Source organism: Candidatus Erwinia haradaeae, assembly GCF_900698855.1.
Lineage (GTDB): Bacteria > Pseudomonadota > Gammaproteobacteria > Enterobacterales > Enterobacteriaceae > Erwinia_E > Erwinia_E haradaeae_F.
The window spans coordinates 607,432-631,015 of sequence record NZ_LR217698.1 but is presented as its reverse complement, the minus strand read 5'-3'; the positions used below and the strand labels follow the sequence as shown (position 1 = coordinate 631,015).

Below are 23,584 nucleotides of genomic sequence, written 5' to 3'. Positions count from 1 at the left end.
TTTTGTATTATAATATTTTAGCGAATTGCATTTCTTACTATTTCTGCAACACGTTCTGTAGAATCAAGAATTGCCATGGTGTGAACCTTATTAGCCATTTCTAATAGTTTTAGACGATCCCATGAAGCAAGTTGTTCTGCTACGAGATCAGCCGTAAACCAATGTTCTTCATAAATCACGGCGCCTCCTGTTTTAACTACTAACAAGGCATTCCAGTATTGTTGGCGATCTTTATGTTGGAATGGTACAAAAATAGCTGGTAACCCCACGACAGCTAGTTCACTGACTGTCATGGCACCAGATCGACATATCACTACATCAGCCCAAGAATAAGCATGAGCCATATTGTTAATAAATTCTGAAATCCGATAATGAATTGAATTTATCTTCATGTACGCATGTTTTACTGAATGAATTGCTCCTTTACCAACTTGATGCCATAAGCATATTTTGTTGCCAAGTTGATAAGCTACTTGAGGAATAATCTGATTTAAAATATGCGCACCCTGACTTCCGCCTATTACTAAAACGCGGATTGGTCCTTGGCGTCCTGAAAAACGTATAGAGGGCTTAGGTAATGAGAGAATCTCCGTGCGTACTGGGTTTCCAACTACTTCTGCAGAAGTCCAGGCTCCTGGAAATGCCTGTATAACTTTACCGGTAATTTTGCTAGCAATTTATTGGTTAAACCAGCAATGCTATTTTGTTCGTGTAAAATTAGAGGTACACCACAGCTCCAGGCTGCAAGACCTCCTGGTCCAGTAATATACCCACCCATACCTAATGCTACATCTGGTTTCCATTTTTTTATAATTTCTTGTGCTTGAATCCATGCTTTAACAATATTTAAAGGTGCTGATAATAAAGTTTTTATACTTTTGCCACGTAGACCGCTAATTCTAATATACTCAATAGTAATACCGTGTTTTTGGACTAATTTTTCTTCCATCTTTCCAGTAGCACCAAGCCAATAGATTTTCCAATCTATGTTTTTTAGATAGATAGAAACAGCTAGGCCAGGGAATATGTGCCCACCAGTTCCGCCAGCAATGACTAGTAGTTTTTTTTGATTCATTTATGACCTCCGTATAAATACTTGAGATGTGGCTAAACGTGTTTCATGATCGATACGTAATAAACATGTCATTGCTATTGACATAATAATCAAGCTGGATCCTCCATAGCTAATCAGTGGTAATGTTAGTCCCTTTGTTGGTAATATTCCCACTGCCGCTCCAACATTAATTAGTGTTTGAAAGCTAAACCATACACCAATAGCACATGCTAAAAATCCTGAAAATTGTTGATTAAGTTTTAGTGCAGATTGACCAATTTGTACTGCACGAAAAGAAATGGAAAAAATCATTAATAACACTATAAATACACCGATATAACCTAGTTCCTCGCCAATAATTGAGACAATAAAGTCAGTATGTGCCGCTGGTAAATACTCTAATTTTTGTACTGAGTTGCCTAATCCTTGTCCCCATATTTGACCTCGTCCGAATGCCATAAGAGATTGTGTGAGTTGATATCCGTTTCCAAATGGATCCATCCAAGGATTCCAGACAGAACTCACGCGTCGCATTCTATAAGGTTTTTCTAAAATAAGTAACGTTACTGTAGAAATGCTAGGTCCTATAATAAGAAGAAAATGCCATAATTTTGCACCACTAATGAATAGCATTACTAAAGAGATAACAAACATAATTACTATAGTGCCCAAATCTGGTTGAGCCAGTAACAGTGTTGCTAGTATGAGAAGTACGCTCATAGGTTTCCAGAATCCCCAGAAGTTATTACGTACTTCATCAATTTTGCGTACTAGATAATCTGATAGGTAACAGAAAAGGGATAGTTTAGAAATTTCTGCTGGTTGTATACCGATGGGTCCTATAATAATCCATCGCGATGCTCCATTTGCGGATCGGCCTAAGATTAAAACGATCAGCAATAAAATAATTGCAATTAGTAGCATTTTATTGCTGTATTTTTGCCATAATTTCATAGGAATTCGTAGTGTAATTTGAGCCACTGTGAGCGCCAATAATATATAGAGAGCCTCACGCTTTACAAAGAAAAAAGGATCGCCTGATAGGCGATGCCCAATAGCCATGGAAGCTGACGTCACCATCACGAAGCCTATTATCACTAAACCAAATATTAACCACAACAATGTCCGATCATATAAAATTATATCCTTTCTAACTCGTTGATTCTTATACATTAACCAAGGTGTTAACCATTTAATAATTCTGATTAGATTTTTGTGGTTTGTTATATACATTAATTCACTCCTTGTGCGAGTTTAGTAAATAACAAACCGCGGTGTTCAAAGTTTTTAAACTGATCCAAGCTGGAGCAAGCTGGTGATAATAGGACAATATCACCATGTTTAACCTTTTTAGAAATTTGATTTACAGCCTCAGTCATAGTCAAAGTTATTACTGTGATTTCTGAGCGTAATTTTGCTAGCTGTTCCCGGTCGCGTCCAAAACAGTAAATACGAATTTTGGTTCTATAAAGATATGGAACTAGAGGTGCAAAGTTAGCTGACTTTCCATCTCCCCCTAAAAGGAGCCATACGACTCCCTTAGAGTGTAATCCCTTTAGGGCAGCGATTGTGCTAGCTATATTAGTTGATTTTGAGTCATTAATCCAGCGTATTCCGTTGTGTTCATGCACCAGCTGAAAGCGATGTGGTAAACCACGAAAGCTCATTAGTACTTGTTTGCTACTTGTTCTTGGTAAATTAATAGTATCAGCTAGTGCAAGAGCAGTTAGTACATTAATATAATTATGCTTACCTATAAGATGGATTTGGTCAGTTCTAATCAGGCATTCTCCTCGGGCTTGAAACCATGTACCGTTTTCCTTTTTTTTGAGATAGTAATCACCAGAATCCATACCAACGCTGCGATAGTTTTTATTGTTTGATTTTTCTGGTATAGTCAATACGTCATCAGAATTAATTACACATATCTGAGCGTTGTCATAGATACGTAATTTAGCAGAACGATACTCTTCTATCCCTAATGGATAGCGTTCCATGTGATCCTCAGAGATATTAAGAACAGTAGCAGCGGTTGCTCGTAAGCTTTTAGTCGTTTCAAGCTGAAAACTAGATAGTTCTAATACATATAGTTGTGCAGGTTTATTTAATAATGTTAGTGCCGGTAATCCAATGTTACCACCTGTTCCAACTCGCCATCCCCTGTGTTTGGCTATCTTACTAACTAAACATGTTACGGTGCTTTTCCCATTAGAACCAGTAATAGCAATAATCGGAGTCTTTGTTTCTCGGCAAAATAACTCGATGTCACCAATAATTTCAATTCCAGCTTGTGCGGCAGCAATTAATGATGGATGCCTAAGACTGATTCCAGGACTACTAACAATTAACTGAGAACCTAGTAACCAATCATCATTCATACTTCCTAACCAATACTGAACATTGTATGGAAGATTTAGTAAATTTGGCGGTGTAATACGTGTATCTATTACGCGAGGTAGGACACCGCGCGATATAAAAAAATGAACACAAGAAAGACCAGTGAGTCCTAACCCAATAATAACAATGTTTTTTCCTTGATAATCATTCACTACTATCTTGCCTTTAGGGTTACCAATCCAACAAATACTAATGCCAAAGTTATAATCCAAAAACGTATAATAATACGAGGCTCTGGACAACCTTTTAATTCATAATGATGGTGAATAGGAGCCATATGGAAAATACGATGACCGCGTAATTTAAAAAATAAGATCTGAAGAATCACTGACAGAGTTTCTATCACAAATACTCCCCCCATGATGAGGAGTAAAAACTCTTGTCGTAATAATACTGCAATCGTACCAAGCGCACCTCCCAAGGCTAGTGATCCTATATCTCCCATAAAAATTTGAGCTGGATAGGTATTAAACCATAGAAAACCTAATCCAGAACCACTGATTGCAGTACAAAATACAACTAGCTCTTTAGCATGTTTTAGATAGGGAATATGCAGATACTCAGAATATTGCAGATTGCTAGTTGCCCAAGCTACCAATGAAAATGCTGCAACGATAAATATTATTGGCATAATAACAAGACCGTCAAGTCCATCTGTTAGATTCACAGCATTGCTAGTGCCTACTATAACAAAATATGTTAAAAGAAAATATAGAATGCCTGATTGTGGTATGATATTTTTAAAAAATGGAAGTACTAAAGCTGTAGTAGGCGTGTCTTTACCAAAAAAATACATGATACTACATAAGAACAGTGCAATTACTGATTGCAATATATACTTCCATCGAGGTAGTAGTCCTTGACTATTAATATCTTTTACTTTTAAATAATCATCGATAAACCCAATAATACCATAACTAATAAGAATAAAAAGAACACAACAGACGTATAGGTTGAGTGGATTACCCCAAATTAGTACTGAGACAATAATGGAAATTAGTATTATAATACCTCCCATAGTTGGGGTTCCGTTTTTTATAAAATGTGACTCCGGTCCTTCAGTACGAGTTACTTGGCGAATAGATTTTTTCTTTAAGAGGGTAATAATTAGTGGTCCTATCCATAAAGATAGAAAGAAAGAAGTAAGAAAACTCATTACAGCTCGGAAGGTTAGAGAGGAGAAAACATGAAAACCAGAAGAAAAAGTTACGAGATATTCTGTCAGGTAAATTAGCATGTATCTTGCTCCTTTAAGATCCGTACAATGTGCTCCATTGACGTACTACGTGAGCCCTTGACTAATATAGTAATGTGGTGATGTGAGATCAGCAATTGACAAGCTCGAGAAGCCAAACTAGAGAGATCACGAAAATGTTCACCTACACGACTATTGTGAGTAATATGATAGCTAAGATTTCCTGTACTGAGTACTTTTTCAATATTAGTACTATGTATCATATATCCTATTTGAGCATGATATTGATCGGAATTTGTCCCAAGTTCTTTCATGTCACCGATAATGAGCACGCGATATCCTGGCATGGTTTTTAAAACATTTATAGCAGCAATTATAGATCCCATATTAGCATTATAACTGTCATCAATTATTAACTTATTTTTATTTAAAATATATGGAAAGAGACGGCCTTTTATCCCTCGGAAGTTATTTAATCCATGATCAATCGCACTTAGCGATGCTCCACTGGAACATGCTAATGCAGCGGCAGCTAATGCATTAGAAATATTGTGTGTGCCTGGTACGCTTAGTGTAATTTTCACGGACCCGATAGGTGAATGCAGAACAAAATGTGTCCCGTAAATATGAGGAATAATATTAGATGCATAAAAATCACTATCTTGTTTTTTATACAAGGAAAATCGCCAAATAGTTTGTTTATGTAATAAAAACTTCCAATTTAGCCAGTCGTTACTATCATTATTAATAATTGCAGTGCCATTAACTGATAGAGCATTGAAAATTTCTCCTTTGCCTTCGGCAATGCCTCTAGTTGTTTTAAACCCTTCTAAATGCGAAATTGAAATATTATTTACTAGAACGCTGTCTGGTTTTATTAACCCAGAAGTGTAGGAAATATCACCTTTAGTTTTGGCACCTAGTTCAATCACTGCGTATTTATGAATTGGTTTTAGACGTAATAGCGTAATTGGTACTCCAATAGCATTATTTAAATTACCATAAGTACATAATGTTGTTCCGCATTGTTTTAAGATGACTGCTGTCATTTCTTTTACTGATGTTTTTCCAGATGAACCAGTTATACCAACGATTCGTGCTTTAGATTTATCACGAAACCATACTGCTAAATTTTCTAATGCAATACGTGTATCTCTGACAATTAAATGAGGAAAGTCTATTGATAGAGGTCTGTTAACCAAGCAACAGACGCATCCTGCGTTAATAGCATCAGGGATAAAATTATTAGCATCATAATTTTTTCCTTGTAAAGCTATAAACAGACTTCCTTTTTGTGCTTTTCTTGTGTCTAGTGTAATTGATGAGATACAAAGATTACTTCCATAGAGTTTACCGTCAGTTATTTCTGCTATTTGTTGTAAGGTGATAGTGATCACGCTTTAACTCCTACAAGACTCGCAACTATATGTCGATCAGAATAGTTCAAATTATTAGTACCAATTATTTGATAATTTTCACTCCCTTTACCTGCTACTAATATGGTGTCTTTTTTTTGTGCTGTAATCACTGCGTAAGAAATAGCTTCTACGCGATTCATAATGACTTTGGCACGCTTTTTATAAATGAATCCACTTAATATATCTTGAATAATTTTCTTTGGATTTTCGTTACGAGGGTTATCATTTGTGATGATAACCACATCAGATAATTTCTCTACAATTGCTCCCATTAAGGCTCTTTTATCTATATCACGTTTTCCACCGCATCCAAAAATACACCATAATTGCCCTTGACAGTGTGATCTTAATGTAACTAATACTTGTTTTAAGGCATCTGGTGTATGAGCGTAATCTACTATGATTTTTGGTTGATTAATGCCTTTAAAGATCTCCATGCGACCGGATGGAGATTGTAATTGACTAGCAGTTTTTATTAATTTATCGAGCGGATAGGATAAAGATAGAAGAGTAGCTAAAGATATTAATAAGTTGCTAATATTAAATGAACCTATTAGACTACTTTTAATATAACCGTCTCCCCATATGGATTCAAAATTAAGACTTATTCCATTTTCATTATATTTAATTTTAGTAGCACTTAGCCATTCTTTGTGGTTTCTTATTTGATATTGATTATTTATAGTTACTGCAACTGCATTAGGTAATTTTAGAAGCCATTTTTTTCCAATTGCATCATCAGCATTAATAATTATCTTTTGAGTCTTATGTGTAGAAAAGAGAAGCCATTTGACATCTTCATAACACGTAATATTTCCATGATAGTCAAGATGATCGTGACTAAGATTAGTAAAAATTGCTGCTGAAAATTTTAGGGCTGATACGCGGTTTTGAATTAAACCATGTGAAGAAACTTCTATAGCTACAAGGTTTACCATTTTTTCTAAGCATGTCATTAGAAATTTTTGAATATCTATAGCAGAGCTAGTTGTATTTGTTGTGTGTACTAGTTTTCCATATAGACCATTTCCATTTGTTCCCATAATAGCACTGGTTTGACCTATCAGTGATACCCATTGAGCTATTAGATGTGTGACAGTAGTTTTACCGTTAGTACCAGTGACACCAATGACGGTCATTTTATCACTCGGGTTGTGATAGAAACGTCCAGAAAGAACAGAGAGGTGATAAGGTAGTTCTGTTAAATAGATAATGGGAATTCCATGTACGTCTATTATTTGTCCATGATTTGACGTAATATGAGTTTCAGCAATAACTGCTACTGCACCATTAGCAATGGCTTGAGAAATAAAAAATCGACCATCATTATCATGGCCTTTGATTGCAACAAATAGATCTCCTGGTTTTACTTTACGGCTATCTAGTTTTATTTCTTGAATCGCACAATGTGGTGCATTAGATATCCATGGGTTAAGCAATGTGTTTAAATTACGATTTTCCACTTACTTTCTCATTTTTATTCATTTTTGTTGTCTGTTGATTTACGTCTGGAAAAGCATCGGGTTCAATATGCATAATTTGAAGGACATTACTCATGATTGCGCTAAAAACTGGAGCCGAGACAGTTCCGCCATAATATTTACCAGATTGAGGGTCATTGACTACCACAACTAATGCAAAACGAGGCTTGCTTGCAGGTGCCACGCCTACAGTATAAGCGATATATCTTTGAATAAACTTACCACCTAAGCCAACTTTTTTAACTGTGCCTGTTTTAATTGCGACACGATAACCTTTAATAGCAGCTTTAACACCACCTCCTCCAGGTAAAGCGACACTTTCCATCATATGAAGTACTGTGCGTATCAATGGCTCAGGAAAAATACGTTGTCCTGATACTGGAGGGGTAACTTTGAGAATTGATAATGGTCGGTAAATACCGTAACTACCAAATGTTGCATATACTCGTGCTAATTGCAAAGGAGTTACCATTAGACCATATCCAAAAGAAAGGGTAGCTTTTTCTATATCTGACCAGTGTTTTTTTTTAGGATAAAGTCCTTTGCTTTCTCCAATAAGCCCTAAATTTGTTTCTTGTCCCAATCCAAATAGTGAATAAGTGTTTAGTAACGCATCAATAGGCATAGAGAGAGCCAATCGGGATACACCAACATTAGATGATTTCTGAAGTATTCCAGTTAGAGTTAATTCATTGTAAAATGCTACATCTCGAATTTCATGGTTATTAACTCGAAAAGGAATAGTATTTAATATACTATCTTCATTTACAATTTTATTTTGAAGAGCAGTAATTATTACCATCGGTTTAACGGTAGAGCCCGGTTCAAACATATCTGTGATGGCGCGGTTACGCATCATAGCTTGTGTAGCACCATTCAGGTTGTTTGGATTATATGCGGGACTATTAGCCATTGCCAGAACCTCTCCGGTATGAACATCAAGAAGGACTGCTGTTCCAGATTCTGCTTTGTTAAAGATTACTGCATTAGTAAGTTCGCGATATACCTGAGTTTGAAGGCGTTCATCAATACTTAAAATCAAGTTATGTGCATTCTCAGCGTTCACTGATGAAATATCTTCGATTACCGCACCCAGGCGATCTTTTCGTATTGTACGTATACCAGGATGACCTGTTAGCCATTTATCAAAACTTTTTTCAATGCCTTCAATACCTTGTCCATCAATATTAGTAATACCAATAAGATGAGCTGTGATATTACCAGTAGGATAGTAGCGTCGCGACTCTTCTCGTATAAAAATACCTGGTAGATTGAGTTTTTGAATATATTGGCTAATATCTGGATTAATTTGACGAGCTAAATATAAAAAACGATTATTTGGATTTGCACTGATTAGTGCTTCTAATTGATTAAGAGGAATAGACAGTGCGTTGGATAATGCTATCCAACGATGATCTATTGTTATGCCGCCTTTATCGCATAACGCCTTTGGATCAACAAGAATAGCATGAGCTGGAACGCTTACAGCCAAGGGATGTCCTTCTCGATCACTAATCATCCCGCGTGATGCTTGGAGGACTTTTATACGTAATGATCGTTTATCTCCTTCTCGAACTAGTGGATTAGAATTAATTATTTGTAACCATCCAACTCGCAATAACAATGTGAGCATAGAAAAAAAAATAAAAGCATAGATAAAAGAAAACCGCCAGTATGTAAAGATCATTTGTTTTTTTATTGGCTGAAAGTAATTCTTATATTTCTTTAGCTGATTGCTCATTTATTTCCTGTTACTTCATTATTAATTAATAATATTATTTGATAATATCTTAATATGAGATATATTATATTAATAGCATGTCTGTAATTTATTTGACCATACATATCTACTTTTAATTTTTCAAAGAAAAGATACATTCTCTTAAAAGTTTGTACAGATATATCAAAATAACTTCTTAAAAATATCTGGATCAGTAATTGTAAAATTCTAATAACTATAATTCTTAATTCTTACAATAGTAGAGGGTCGTTTCGTAAAAAGCAGGGTTTTTGGCAACAATTCTGTATAGTGATGATACATAGAACTAGATATGCGTATTTAATTCATCAAAACTTAATTGATTATATGAATATTTAATTTGGATAATATAGTTTTAGGTAACGCTCTCTGTAGGGTTGCATTGTCTTCCAAATATATAAAAATTAATTGTAGATACATTATTGATTTGTAATATTTTATTAAGAATAACTATAAATAAATATAGTTTATATTATTAGATTTCTTCTAATAAGTTATTAAATAATCTCTTATATTAGAAAACCTTATTATTATCAGGATAGATAACTTTTTGAGATATTGAATTTTCATAAACATTGATTAGTTTATGAATATATTAAATTAATAGCAATTGAATTACGATTCAATATAAATTAGAAAAAATAGTTAAGCTTTCAACTTAAACTTTTAGTTGTTAGGAGGTCTATGATATAGGTATTGATTAAAATTGGTCCAGATTTTTTATTATTGTTATATTATATAAATATTTTAAATAAGTGAGAAAATTAACGAGATATTTTAACATCAGAATTAATGTTATAGATTGATTGAATTTATACTCTGATCTTACTAATCAGATAAATAGGTTATATATATTTATAAAAACCATTATGTAATGTATCTTGTTGTGGGTTAATTTTTATTATTTTATATCTTATCTTTTTCTGAGTTCTATGGTTTTCATTTTTTATTAGAACTAGACTGGAATATATGTAATGAATATAAGGATCTATTGTTTTATATCTATTCTACTCTGTAGGTCAATATAATAATCTAAGTATTATATAATTATTCGATAAAATGTGTTCTAAAATATCTGTTAAATACACATCAACTCTTTATCTTGGGATAAAGAGCTTAGATATTTTTATCAATTTTTATGACTGAATATATTCAATACGCTATTAGAGAGAGTTCCTGAAATATCTCGCAGAATTCTAATCTAGTACTAGTTATGAGCGATAGATAAAAATCATTTATTAATATAATCAGATAATAAAAAAATTGAAATATATTAATTCTTGGCGTTTCTAATAAAAAGTATATTCTAGGAATATAGATTCTTATTTTATCAGTAAACTCATTACTTTCTTATAAAAATTTAATTTATTATGGCACCATATTTTATGGTAAAGATATTTGATGATTAAGTATCAAATATTGTTTTTTCTACATTAATAGTAATATATAATATATATATTTTTATGTCATGATCAAAAATAAAGACTGAAAACTCATGTTGGTTAAAAGAACAAACTTAGAATCAATTAGTATCATTTTCTGTACTTTATAGACAAGGTTTATATATTTTGTATATAAATAGGTTATGTCTTATAATTATAAGAAAATGTTAATGATATCTAATGTAACTATAGTTGTTATTGATAGATGAAAAATTGTTTTATATAATGATTAACAGAATCTCTTCTTTCTTCCTTTAATAAAATTTGAGCAAGGTTCATAGTTTTTGTTATAGTGTATTTTCTACTTATTATATAATTCTTTTCTTTGTACGAAGATCTACTTAAGTTATTCAGATAAATATTGAAAATAAAATTTGTTTATCTTTTTGATTCTGAATTAAAAAATTTTAACAACTGTTACTTGAATTTTATTATAAAAAATAAGTTATATTACATTTTGGTTCTTTTTGTTTTTTTAAATGTTCTATTATAAGTTTTTGTTAAAATTAAATTAATATCGGATTTGCAATATATCTTATGATGTATTTATCTTATTATAATTTAATTAATTTCATTTTAGTGTTTACTCTTCTGTTTTTTTTAAGATGCTTAATATAAACATTAGTGTTAAACTTAATACTATTGATGGACCTGCTGGGGTATTATAGTATGCTGATAAAGTCAATCCAGATGTAATTGCTAGTATGCCTACAACAATTGAAATTATAACCATGTGTTCGGGAGACTTAGCAAATTGACGCGCAGTAGCTGATGGAATAATAAGTAAAGATGTAATAATTAGAGCTCCAACAAACTTCATTGCTATTCCAATAGTCAATGACGTCATGAGCATTAAAATAATTTTAGTTCGATAAATATTGATACCGTCTATTTGAGCTAGATCAGGACTAATAGTTAGAGCTAGTAGCGATCTCCAATGCCATACCAAGAGTATCCATACTAGTATTACACCAAGAAATATTATGCATAAATCACTGGGAACCACTGATAATAAGTCACCAAAAAGATATGCGACTAAGTCCATGCGAATATTGGAAATAAGACTAATAAGAACCAGACCTAGTGATAAAGCACTTTGGGCTATTATTCCTAATAAAGCATTGAGCTCTAAACTTTTATAGCGTTCTAACCAGACTAGCGCTAGCGATAATAAAATAGTTATGGTAATTATTGTATAAAAAGGATTGATGTTTAATAGAAGACCAAAAGCAACTCCAAGAAGTGATGAATGCGCTAGGGTATCACCAAAATACGACATTCTACGCCAAATGATAAAAGAACCAAGAGGACCTGCAATTAGTGCAATTAGGACTCCTGCAATCCATCCTGGTAATAATAATTCAATCATTACGGCATGGTTTTCATGAGATGAGATACTTCTTTCTAGGAAGTACAATCGTGAGTATGGTTATTGTGTCGATAAATTGCCAACTGCTCTGACCCAAGATAACCAAACATAGAAATAAATTCTGGATGTTGTGATACCGCTTCTGACGTACCGGAGCAACAGATATGATGATTCAAACATAAGACCCTATCTGTTTTAGCCATAACTAAATGCAAATCATGTGAAACCATTAAAATACTACAATTTAGCTCATGTCGAATCTGATCAATTAAATTATATAATATAACTTGACCATTAACATCAATACCTTGAGTAGGTTCATCAAGAACCAATAGTTGTGGCTGGTTAAATAACGCACGCGCTAGCAAAACTCTTTGCATTTCTCCTCCAGATAGTTTTTGAAGAGGGTATGTAATTAGATGTTCTGCTTGTACGCGTTTTAATGCAGAATGAATATCTCTGCATTGTGTTCGAGGTCGTAATTGCATAAAGCGTTTTACATTTAATGGTAGAGTTAAATCAAGAAAAATTTTTTGTGGAACGTATCCTATGCATAGTTTTTTATCACGTTCTATAATTCCAGAATTTGGTGTAATTAATCCTAACACTACGCGTACTAATGTCGATTTTCCCGCTCCATTCGGTCCTAATAATGTCAATATTTTTCCTGATTCTATCTGTAGTGATATATTGGTTAGTATTGGATTTGGACCAAAGTTTACTGAAATTTTGGTAAGTTTAATTAAGTTAGACATAATCGTGATTATAATTTTAAAATTATAATATTAACAATAATAGTTAATATCCGGGTAAAATAAAGCTTTATGTTATATAAAAAATTGCGTTTAATTATAATACAAAGTGGAATTATTATTTTCGCATTATCACTCTTTCCAGTTAAAGCAGCTATTGTTGCTTCAATTAAACCTATAGGTTTAATTGCTGCAGCTATTGCTCATGATATAGTTTCAATCGAGATCATTCTACCAGATGGTGCATCAGTACACGATTACTCACTTCGTCCATTAGATATTAAGAAAATAAAGGCCGCGGAATTAATTCTTTGGTCTGGTCCTGCAATGGAAGCGTTTATGAGTAAAGTTACTGAAACAGTAACTATAGATAAAAAAATTGAGATAGACTTGTTACCTGATATTCAATCTTTATTACTGCGTAATTCTAATGGTAGTTGTTTATCATATTTAGATTCCTCCATTTCTTTAAGAGAAATGGGCTTTGATAAAGATAAAAAAAAACAACACCATAGTCAACATAATATGCATTTTTGGATGTCGCCGGAAATTTCTAGAAAAATTGCTATTGTAATTTATGAAAAATTATTAAAACTTATGCCTATACATCATAAGCAATTAGATGCTAATCTTCAACACTTTAAATTTTCTATGTTAATGACTGATGCCTATATTAATAACCAACTCTCAGAACTTAAGGGTAAAGGGTATTTTGTCTTTCATGATGCGTATGCATATTTTGAAAAATATTACGGTTTAACTCCAGAAGGATGCTTTACTGTAAATCCAGAAATTCCATTAGGAGCACAACGTTTGTATAAGATACGGCGTGCATTGATCAAAAAGAAGGTAATATGTGTTTTTTCTGAACCTCAATTTAGGCCGGCAATAATAAAGGCAATTATTAGGGATACTCCGGTGCGTGCAGGTACTTTAGATCCTCTTGGTGCAGGTATTTCTTTAGGGAAAGATAGCTATGTTCAATTTCTTATTCAGTTATCTGACCAGTATGTGAATTGTCTCAAAGGAGATTAAAGTAAAGGAAGTCGTGCGTGCAGAAAACACTCAACTCTCTTAAGATAGAGTTTAATAGTTTTTCCTATTTTTACCGTATTATATTAAGTATTCTGATTATAGTTAGCCTGATTATTTTTATCTGGAATGTTTGTGTTTATAAAATCATTGGAACAAGTTTTAAAGCTGATCATTCTCACTTTAAGACACTTTCGTTGAGCATTTCTCTTCCGCTAGATAGCGAACCTATAGAGACAGAAAATTCTGTTATAGAAGAAGATCTGCCCAAAGATGAATTTGATAATGATATTCCTAATGAAATTGAAACACATGATTATATTGTTTCCTCAGGAGATACACTGAGTAACATACTAAACCAGTATGGTATTGAGATAGCAGATATTAGACAACTCGTTAAATCTGATCCACATTTATATAATTTAAAAATCGGACAAAAATTTTCATGGACATTAAATAATGCCAGTCGGTTACAAAGTGTTACTTGGGAACGATCCCGTCGAGAAAGTCGACGATATGATCGTGTACAAGATAGGTTCAAGTTATCGGTATTGTTAAAAACTGGAAAATGGCAACGTGATAGATTAACAGTTATAGTTAATGGTAGTTTTATTAGAAGCGCTAAACTTGCTGGGTTAAGTAATAGTGAGATTACTGAAGTTATTAAATCTTTACAGTGGCAAATAGATTTTCGAAAACTCCGTGATGGTGATGACTTTAGGGTTTTAATCATGCGTGAAATTTTAGATGGTCAAAGACAACAAAGTGAATTAATTGGAGTTCGTTTGAGTAGTTCTGGAAAAAATTATTATGCTATTCGCGCTTCTGATGGAAAGTTTTATGATCGTAGTGGGTCAGGTTTGAATAGTGGTTTCATGCGGTTCCCGACAGTTAGGCGATATCGTATTTCATCTCAATTCGATCCACGACGTGCTAATCCAGTGACCGGTCGTATTGCACCACATAAAGGTGTGGACTTTGCTGTTCCTATTGGCACCCCTATTTTATCGATAGGGGATGGTGAGGTCATGGTATCTAAATGTAGCAGTACAGCGGGGAATTATGTAGCTATACGCCATGGGCGTCAATATATGACACGATACATGCACTTGAAAACTCTTCTTGTAAAGCCAGGAGATCGAGTCAAGCGTGGTCAGTGTATTGCTTTTTCTGGTAATACCGGTCGATCGACTGGGCCTCATGTTCATTTTGAAATATGGATTAATAATCATGCTGTAAACCCCTTAACTGCTCGACTTCCTTGTATGAAAGGAATAACTGGTGAGGCCCGTCGACATTATTTAGATAAGGTAAACAAAACCATAATGCAGTTCAAAAATAGATAGACTTCTTCTTTAATAATATTTCGTATAATACTTTAATATATTCATGATAACTTAATAAGTTTCTTTTTTTAAAGAAAGAGAAATTGTCTTTTTATATATGTGAAGATTAAAGATATATGTTTCTTGTATTTTAATTAGATTAAGTAATTAAAGTTTAATTAAGAAGATACAATATGAATATTAAGTTATTTCTTTCTTAAAGAAGATAAACGCTTATATATTTTGATATATAAGATCTCTAAGTGTTATTTAAGAACGTTTTATGAGATATATAGAATCAGAGTTTAATTATAGATTAATACGCACCTCATTTCAGTATCAGAAAAACATATAGAAGTGATGAATAATGATTATCATTATTAACATTGATATATCTTTAATTTATCTATGTGTTAGATTTTTCTATAAAAATCAACTAATATAAAAATATAATGAAAAAATTTTTTAGCAAAAATTACATTAAAATATTAAATAATAATATTATTTAATATAAAGTTTTTAATATCATTTTTATTTGTATTTTGAGAAATCTTCTCACTTCTAAATCAAAGACAATTAGATAACCTATTTATAATACATATTATAAATGTATGGCTTAATTAAGTTATAATACTTAAAGAGTATTATGGATAAAAGTGAATAGTATCTAATGACTATTCTAGAATAAAAATTCTATATCAGATTACGAATACACGTAGATATATATGATAATTATAAAATTAATAACTCTTATTTATATATGATGATTTTGAAGTAATTCTTATTAGTTGCGTTCTTAAGAAGCTAAGAAATATGTTTTTGGTATTTAATGGAATACATCTAGTATTTATATTACTAATAAAACGATATGAAGAATTATTGAGTATATTACAGAATTGTTTTGGTTTGACTAGAGATGATTTATATCATATTTAATAGGGGATTAAAATAATGAAGTATATTGGAGCACATATGAGTGCAGCGGGAGGTCTTCATCTAGCAATAGAACGAGCAGCACAAATAGAAGCAACGGCTCTATCACTTTTTGTGAAAAATCAAAGAAAATGGCATTCTCCTCCTCTTACCGCGGAACAAATTGATTTATTTCGTTATACTTGTGAGAAAAAAAAATTCAATGCATTCCAAATTATACCACATAGTAGCTACTTAATTAATTTGGGTCACCCTACAAAAGAAGGATTAAAAAAATCACGTGTTTCTTTTATAAATGAAGTTATACGTTGTCACCAATTAGGTCTTAAATTAATTAATTTCCATCCTGGAAGCCATCTCAATCAGATAACAGAAAAACATTGCTTAGAACGTATCTCTGAGTCTATTAACATCATTTTAGATAGAACAAGAGGGGTAACTTTAGTAATTGAAAATACTGCAGGACAGGGTAGTAACCTTGGATTTTCTTTTGAACATTTAGCGGGTATTATTAAAGGTGTGGAAGATAAATCACGTGTTGGTGTCTGTATTGATACGTGTCATGCTTTTGCTGCAGGCTATGATTTTCGTACTGAAAGGGCTTGTATAGAAACCTTTATGAATTTTCATCGTATTGTTGGTTTACATTATTTACGAGGAATGCATATTAATGACTCAAAAAATGAGCTAGGTAGTCGGATTGATCGTCATGAAAGTTTGGGTAAAGGTAGAATTGGTCAGGTTTTATTTAGTTGGTTAATGCAGGATAGTCGTTTTGATAAGATTCCTATGATCTTAGAAACAATTAATCCTGCACTTTGGAAACATGAAATATTTTGGTTAAAATCAGAGCAATTGTTAACTAGAAATAACGCAATATTATCATGTTTTTAATAAAAATATTTTATATTTCGAATAATTTTGTTAGTAATTAATAAAAATACAGAATGAACTAAGCTGTATTATACGTAACTTCTGGATTCTTTAATTGTGCATAAGAAACTCCAGCTACTAATGTACCAATTATGATTGCGATGAGATAACCAAAGACCGGAGTAATGGCGCCGGGAATAAAAAGGACAAATAAACCTCCATGCGGAGCGACTAGTTTAGCTCCAATTGCCATAGAGATTGCCCCAGTTACTGCGCCGCCAATAGCACAACAAGGAAGAACGCGTATTGGATCGCGTGCAGCGAATGGAATAGCACCTTCTGAAATAAAGCACATGCCGAGTATGAAAGCCGCCTTTCCCAACTCACGTTGGTTTTGGCTAAATTTTTTTCTTACTAGTAATGTTGCCAGTCCCATTGCAAATGGAGGTACAATACCAGCCGCCATTATGGCGGCCATTGGTGTATAAGTTTGTGAACTCAGAAATCCTACACCAAATGAATATGCTACTTTATTAAGTGGTCCACCCATATCAATACACATCATGCCACCAAGAATAGCCCCCAGGACTATGGAATTAGCGGTTCCAAGATTCTCTAAACCATTAGTCAGGATAGACATAATACTGGAAATGGGTTTACCGACTACATAGATCATCAGCAAGCCTGTCACTAAGCTAGATATTACAGGAAGGAGTAAAATTGGTTTCAATGACTCTAAACTTTTTGGAAGACGACATTGTAAATTAACGAATTTTACCGTGTATCCAGCAATAAAACCGGCAATAATTCCACCAAGAAAACCTGCGTTAACGCTAGATGCTAGCACCCCACCTATTAAACCTGGTGCTAATCCAGGACGGTCCGAAATAGAGAAGGAAATAAAACCTGCCAGCACTGGAATCATTAATGCGAGAGCAGCTCCGCTTCCTACTTGCATCAGGACAGGCGCTAATGCACTAAATTGATGAATAATAGTGTTGCTAACAGCAAATGATAATGCAGTAATTAATCCACCTGCAACAACTAGAGGTAACATATATGAAACTCCAGTAAGTAAGTGACGATATACTCCGGTACTTTCTTGATTTGTTTTTGTAGTTGTTATTTTTTCATTTATAGTTTGATAGAGTTTAGCTTCTGTGATAGCTTTATCTAATTCCTCTTTTGTATTCTTTAGTGCTGAGCTAGTTGAGGTTCGATATATAAGTTTGTCAGAGAATTTAGATAAATCAATATCGATATCGGCGGCTACTATGACCAGATCAGCAAGTTTTACTTCATCATCTGTAATAACATTACCAACGCCTACTGAACCACGTGTTTCTACTTTAATCCACCAACCGCGTTTTTTAGCTTCATTATTTATAGCTTCGGCTGCCATAAATGTATGCGCTATACCAGTTGGACAAGCAGTAACTGCTATAATGCGTTTTTGTTGAATTTTCGGTTGAGGTAAACTGACTAATTGAGGAGCAGATATAGAATATACTTGAGCATCAGTTTGAGCTGTTAACAGAATTTTTTTTGGATGATGAAGTAACTGTGCGATATCTACTAAATAAATTTTTTTACTGTATAGTTGATTATTTATTGAAGGAATTTGACCAACTACGATCACTCTATCGGCTTCTTCTAACTGATCAGTTAGAAGAATACCAGATTGTTCTGCGGCTGTTTTAGTTAGATTTTTCGCCATGTGGCGTGTAGCTAATCCTAGTGAACAATCTATTATCAGAATGGTTTTCATTGCGTCTCCCCAGTTATCATTGTTTGATATGGATGTAAAACAATACGTGCCATCATTGTATCTAATTCTGCACGATCAGAGATTGCAACACTGCCTTGGCTAACTGTCAGCGCAGACAATGCAGTTGCTAAACGAAAGGTGTGCTCACTTGAGTAATTCATACAAAGTCCATAAATCATACCCCCAACCATGGCATCACCTGCTCCAACAGCGCTTACAACATGACACAATGGAGGTTTTGCTATCCATTTTTCAGTAGCAGTGACCCATATTGCTCCTTGAGATCCTAATGATACCACTACATTAGTAATACCTTTTTTTTGGATACTTTTAGCAGAAGTAACAATATCTTCTATGGTTGGCAATTTCTTTCCAACCAAGGTTTCTAATTCATGGTAGTTAGGTTTAATTAGCCATGGATGCGCTTCTAGCCCTGCTACAAGCGTTTCTTCACTGCTATCAAATATGACAAATGGACAGCATTCATTCAGTTTTTTCATCCACTGAGTAAAAGAAGATAACCTAATTCCTTTTGGCAGGCTACCACTAATACAAAGTATATCAAATTTTTTTAACCAGATCAGTGAGTCGTTAGAAAAATTTTCCCAATCTTGTTGGGTGACTGTAAAGCCGGAAAAATTGAATTCAGTAAGAGAACTGTTTTTTTCAGTCACTTTAACATTAACACGGGTTCGTCCTTCTACTAATTTAAAATAATTATAAAAGTTCATTGTTGTAAACAACTTCTGAAAACCATCTTTATTTTCTTTTCCAAGAAAACCGCTTACTGTAATATCAATATCAAGATATTTTAATATTTTAGCAACATTAATTCCTTTCCCAGCCGCATGTAATCCAGTGGTTGTTAGTGAATTTATTGCACCATAATGAATTTTATTAGTATAACCAACTAAGTCATAGGCAGGGTTAAAAGTAATAATAGCTACATGCTTGTTCATGTAGGAATCTCTCCAAGTCCAGAAGAAATAGCTTCCCCGATTGCATTTATTAGTTGTTTGGATTCCGTTCCTTTAGAAATAAATCGTAAGTGATGACCTTTTTTTGCACCAAGAGAAACAAGTTTCATCAGACTTCGTCCATTAGCTGGTTTTCTGTTACCATCAAGATTTATGACACTTACCTCACAGTTAAATTGCTTAATTATATTAACTAGTATAGCACCTGGACGAGCATGTAATCCATGTTCATTACGAATCACAAATTCTTCTATAATTACCTCTTCTTTCACAGATTCGCACGACAACGGATTGTTGAGTATTCTTATTATATATGCGGAATCTCCACTCCATAATTGAAGTGCTTTCTTTTTTTCTAACAAGTTGCTCAAGTTATTTAGTATGTTAAGTGGTTGATCATCAACCACAGAAACTGTTATTAAGAGCGATACCACTTCGCCATTGCAATTGAATGGCGAAGTTGACCGACTGATCGCAATAGCACTGATAAGATTTCCATCAGGGCTATCGTTTATCCAAATTCCTTGCCCAAGATTAAGCGGTTGATTCTTAATGATATAAGAAACAAAAGAAGAGTCTATGGCTTCCTCTTCTTGGAGAAGTCCAGCATTTATAGCTTGTAGCGTAATTAAATTTTTAGCATTTACCTCTGTAGAAATCAAGGAAGAGTTAAATTTAAATTGAGTAGAGAATTTTTCACTAATAAATATATTGCGTAGACTTTTAACTGTATGAGTAGTTTTTAGTTTTTCGATTAGGTTTTCATCACTTAATATATGCGTTAATTTTTTTAATAACAATAAATGTTCATCAGATTTTGCTGCAATACCAATGACCATATACACTATTTGATTTTCTCCCCAATTTATTCCTTTAGGGAAATGGATAATTTGGACACCGGTTTTTACAACTAGACTACGAGCATCAATTGTTCCATGAGGAATCGCAACGCCATTACCTAAATAAGTAGACATCTGGTTCTCACGCGCTAACATAGAATCTAAATATCCACTACTAACGTTACCGGCTTCAGTCAGAGCAGAGTTGACTTGGCGAATTGCATCTTGTTTATCACAAGCCAATGCTCCAGCTATGATATTATTAAGCGCTAATTGCAACATAGTTTTCCTCTCTGCGAAATTTAAATTTTAAACTACCTTTAACAGACAATGTAATCAAAGAAGTGATTAGTTAAATGTATTTTAATGAGTATTACCAATTATTTAAATAAATGTTTAGTTAAAATTATAATCATATTATATATTATACCAGATTTTACTATTCACGACATATTCTTATATTTTGTATTGTCAAAATACAGACTATCAGATTTTAAGTTAATAACATTCATATTATCTTTTGAGATGATATCTTAATAATTTTAATTTAGATCTAAAATGCATGTTAAATTTGAGAGATTTATTTTATAATTAAGTAAGTCAGTAAATATGCTAAAATAAAATAAATCTTTTATCTATCATATAGAATAATATTGCATTATATTAATTGAATATCGATAGAACTAGTTGGTTATAAGGACTCTTAAATCCATGAGGTTTACCTTTGATCAATATATGGTTTAAGTTATTTTTAATGAACTTAAAACTCTTCGAGATCAATAGATTGCTAATACTTTCTGAGTAATATAAGGCTATTATGTATGTTTCATATCTTCAGTACATTTTATTTTTAACAAATACATAAACATATTTAATTCAGTTAATATCATAATTCATTTAATTTGGTATTATCTGTGCAAGTGAATTAACTGAGATTGATTGTAGTGAATATTATAGAGTTAAATATATAAGACTCTCTTAGAGAATAGATGCTCAAATAAGCGATAAAAAAAGAGATTTCTGGATTTTTGAAAAATTTTTATTTACAGATAATTCCTTTATTAGAGGAAGATAAGCTTTGGATTTTTACTAATAGATTATAAAATCTGAATTTTAACTTTTAAATATCTATTCTAATTATAGGTGTATGGAAGAGAACAAAAGTATCTGTGTTATTATTTAGTCGTCATGGGCAAGCTAATGACGATTTTTGATGAAAATTTTTAATAATGTACATCTTAAGATAAGATTCAGTGTTAATAATTTTGATATTAAAAATGCTAATCTTCATTTTTTGTAAGAATCTAATAAGTTTTAATTTATCTATTTATTTACCATGGTCATCTTCATTTTTTTACTAGTTCAGTATTATAAAATAATCTTAATGAATTAAATTAGATATTATACATTAAATAGTTTTTTAAATCTTTCATCTCATCACTTAGAAAGTTTACATTAGAAATCTTTTCTGATATCACGCATTTTGTAGTTAATCAGTATAGTAGTTTAATGATTTTGCCGTGTTTACTTATGTGTTACACTGTGGTTGTAGATTATTTTATTGGATAATTATACAAATTTTTATATTAAAGAATAGATGTTAAAACCAAACTAAGTAAAGAAACAGAATATACAAAACTAAAAAGAACCTAGAATGTTTTCTCATCACATTTTCTTAATTAGTATGGTACTATATAAATAAATTTGATATGATTTAAATAAATCATTCAGTATATCATAAATCAAGCCAATAAATCTTTTGTTTTTACTAGTCTATAATTATTTTTTAGTAAAACTTATACCACAATTCTTAATTAATACAGGTGAATAGAATATAACATATCATCTATAACGAAGTATTTAATACAACATAAATATTTAAGATGATAGAAATAATGATTTATGTAAACTAAGAAATAGTTTAAATATTTTTAGTACAAAATTTATAAAATTTGTATGAATTGAAAGTATATTAGATATAACAGAGTTTAGTAAAATAATCTTGATTTTCACTTCAATTATGTAAGTCATGATTGTTCAAAACTGAGTTTGACTAAAGATAAGAAGATTATAATAGAGAAAATAGTAGATTGGTATATCAGGGAGATTTTTTAGTTTTTTCTTCATGACCAATTATGATATTCTTTCTATGATTAAAGTTTGCAATTAATTTTTGCGATATTGATGTATTATGAATTAATGATATTAAAGAGTTGTTTGATATTTGCAGGATATTTTTACATTTTCTTGATCTTTAGAATAAGTGATTTTTATTTTTCACTGTGATATAATTAAGAATTTAGGAGATATAATGGGTATAGTTTTTTAGTAAAAGGAGATTATTTAATTATTTAGCGTAATTTTATATAAAAAAATTTGAATTGTATTAAAATAGTAACTAGAGGTGTGTTAGAAACATGATCAAGGAACAGACGGAATGATAGTTAATTGGAAATAGAACGTAATATAATTTGAGAAAGATACGGAGCGATACTCGTCAATTAATAATGATTATTATATCTGAAAAACTTCATATCTAAAGTTAATATTCATTAGATGATCAGATTTAACATAAATGATTGAACTTAACATTCATTAGAGGAAAAAACATTATTTGGCAGTAGCTAGTAGGTAGTAATTTTCATAAGTTTTTATATCTATAATAAAAATGTTAATTAACATAATTTTATTTTTTATTTTAGATTTATTTAATTAATAAAAAACTTTTTAGACAGGAATATGATTAATTATTCATACAAAATAGACAACGATACGGGCTTAAATTAAACATACTTAATGGACTAAATGAATTATTTTTTATATCGCTATTATATGGATAATGCAGTTGGTATTCAAGTATAGTTGTATAAGTTATGTTTACTAAAAGATAGTTAATCTATATTATAAGGAATAATAAGAATTATAAAATATGATTTTCTTAACAAAGACTCTGCGTTAATTTCTCAACCA

14 protein-coding genes and 1 pseudogene are annotated in these 23,584 nt (G+C 32.0%); 3 read left to right on the top strand and 12 right to left on the bottom strand.

All coding sequences use genetic code 11. The features are described from left to right. Positions 1–17: 17 nt before the first annotated feature. The 9 genes and pseudogenes from murG to znuC form a co-directional block, all read right to left on the bottom strand. A pseudogene (murG, locus tag HACICURT3053_RS01880) lies at positions 18–1,075 on the bottom strand (undecaprenyldiphospho-muramoylpentapeptide beta-N-acetylglucosaminyltransferase). Then, positions 1,076–2,287: a cell division protein FtsW gene (ftsW, locus tag HACICURT3053_RS01875; RefSeq protein WP_157992051.1), complete on the bottom strand. Its 1,212-nt coding sequence runs from the start codon at positions 2,285–2,287 to the stop codon at positions 1,076–1,078. Next, the gene (murD, locus tag HACICURT3053_RS01870; protein ID WP_157992050.1) at positions 2,287–3,603 is read right to left on the bottom strand and encodes a UDP-N-acetylmuramoyl-L-alanine--D-glutamate ligase; all 1,317 of its coding nucleotides are present in this window, start codon (positions 3,601–3,603) and stop codon (positions 2,287–2,289) included. Before murD ends, ftsW begins: the two co-directional genes overlap by 1 nt. Positions 3,604–3,605: 2 nt before the next feature. Next, on the bottom strand, positions 3,606–4,688 hold the full coding sequence (gene mraY, locus HACICURT3053_RS01865; RefSeq protein WP_157992049.1) for a phospho-N-acetylmuramoyl-pentapeptide-transferase: 1,083 nt from the start codon (positions 4,686–4,688) through the stop codon (positions 3,606–3,608). Continuing rightward, positions 4,682–6,043: a UDP-N-acetylmuramoyl-tripeptide--D-alanyl-D-alanine ligase gene (gene murF / locus HACICURT3053_RS01860; RefSeq protein ID WP_157992048.1), complete on the bottom strand. Its 1,362-nt coding sequence runs from the start codon at positions 6,041–6,043 to the stop codon at positions 4,682–4,684. Before murF ends, mraY begins: the two co-directional genes overlap by 7 nt. Further along, positions 6,040–7,527 carry a UDP-N-acetylmuramoyl-L-alanyl-D-glutamate--2,6-diaminopimelate ligase gene (gene murE, locus HACICURT3053_RS01855; protein WP_157992047.1) on the bottom strand — a complete coding sequence of 496 codons (1,488 nt, stop codon included), beginning with the start codon at positions 7,525–7,527 and terminating at the stop codon, positions 6,040–6,042. The genes murF and murE overlap by 4 nt, the downstream gene beginning before the upstream one ends. Then, the gene (gene ftsI, locus HACICURT3053_RS01850; protein WP_157992046.1) at positions 7,514–9,286 is read right to left on the bottom strand and encodes a peptidoglycan glycosyltransferase FtsI; all 1,773 of its coding nucleotides are present in this window, start codon (positions 9,284–9,286) and stop codon (positions 7,514–7,516) included. Before ftsI ends, murE begins: the two co-directional genes overlap by 14 nt. A gap of 2,043 nt (positions 9,287–11,329) precedes the next feature. Continuing rightward, complete coding sequence (znuB, locus tag HACICURT3053_RS01845) at positions 11,330–12,115, bottom strand: zinc ABC transporter permease subunit ZnuB (protein ID WP_157992045.1); 786 nt, start codon at positions 12,113–12,115, stop codon at positions 11,330–11,332. Between the two features lie 35 nt (positions 12,116–12,150). Continuing rightward, the gene (gene znuC / locus HACICURT3053_RS01840; protein WP_157992044.1) at positions 12,151–12,870 is read right to left on the bottom strand and encodes a zinc ABC transporter ATP-binding protein ZnuC; all 720 of its coding nucleotides are present in this window, start codon (positions 12,868–12,870) and stop codon (positions 12,151–12,153) included. 69 nt (positions 12,871–12,939) lie between these two features. Between znuC and znuA the strand changes: the two genes are divergently transcribed. From znuA to nfo, 3 genes are all read left to right on the top strand, one after another. Further along, entirely contained in the window at positions 12,940–13,902 is a 963-nt protein-coding gene (gene znuA / locus HACICURT3053_RS01835) for a zinc ABC transporter substrate-binding protein ZnuA (protein ID WP_157992043.1), read from the top strand. 17 nt (positions 13,903–13,919) lie between these two features. After that, positions 13,920–15,245: a murein DD-endopeptidase MepM gene (gene mepM, locus HACICURT3053_RS01830; protein ID WP_157992042.1), complete on the top strand. Its 1,326-nt coding sequence runs from the start codon at positions 13,920–13,922 to the stop codon at positions 15,243–15,245. Positions 15,246–16,175: 930 nt separating this feature from the next. Continuing rightward, positions 16,176–17,051 carry a deoxyribonuclease IV gene (gene nfo, locus HACICURT3053_RS01825; RefSeq protein ID WP_157992041.1) on the top strand — a complete coding sequence of 292 codons (876 nt, stop codon included), beginning with the start codon at positions 16,176–16,178 and terminating at the stop codon, positions 17,049–17,051. 58 nt (positions 17,052–17,109) lie between these two features. Here the strand turns inward: nfo and fruA are convergent, their stop codons facing one another. From fruA to fruB, 3 genes are read right to left on the bottom strand one after another with little or no spacing between them, the layout of a single operon-like run. Further along, complete coding sequence (gene fruA, locus HACICURT3053_RS01820; RefSeq protein WP_157992040.1) at positions 17,110–18,798, bottom strand: PTS fructose transporter subunit IIBC; 1,689 nt, start codon at positions 18,796–18,798, stop codon at positions 17,110–17,112. After that, positions 18,795–19,757, bottom strand: coding sequence for a 1-phosphofructokinase (gene fruK / locus HACICURT3053_RS01815; protein WP_157992039.1), 963 nt, complete (start codon positions 19,755–19,757; stop codon positions 18,795–18,797). Before fruK ends, fruA begins: the two co-directional genes overlap by 4 nt. Next, positions 19,754–20,896 carry a fused PTS fructose transporter subunit IIA/HPr protein gene (fruB, locus tag HACICURT3053_RS01810; RefSeq protein ID WP_157992038.1) on the bottom strand — a complete coding sequence of 381 codons (1,143 nt, stop codon included), beginning with the start codon at positions 20,894–20,896 and terminating at the stop codon, positions 19,754–19,756. Before fruB ends, fruK begins: the two co-directional genes overlap by 4 nt. Between the last annotated feature and the right edge of the window lie 2,688 nt (positions 20,897–23,584).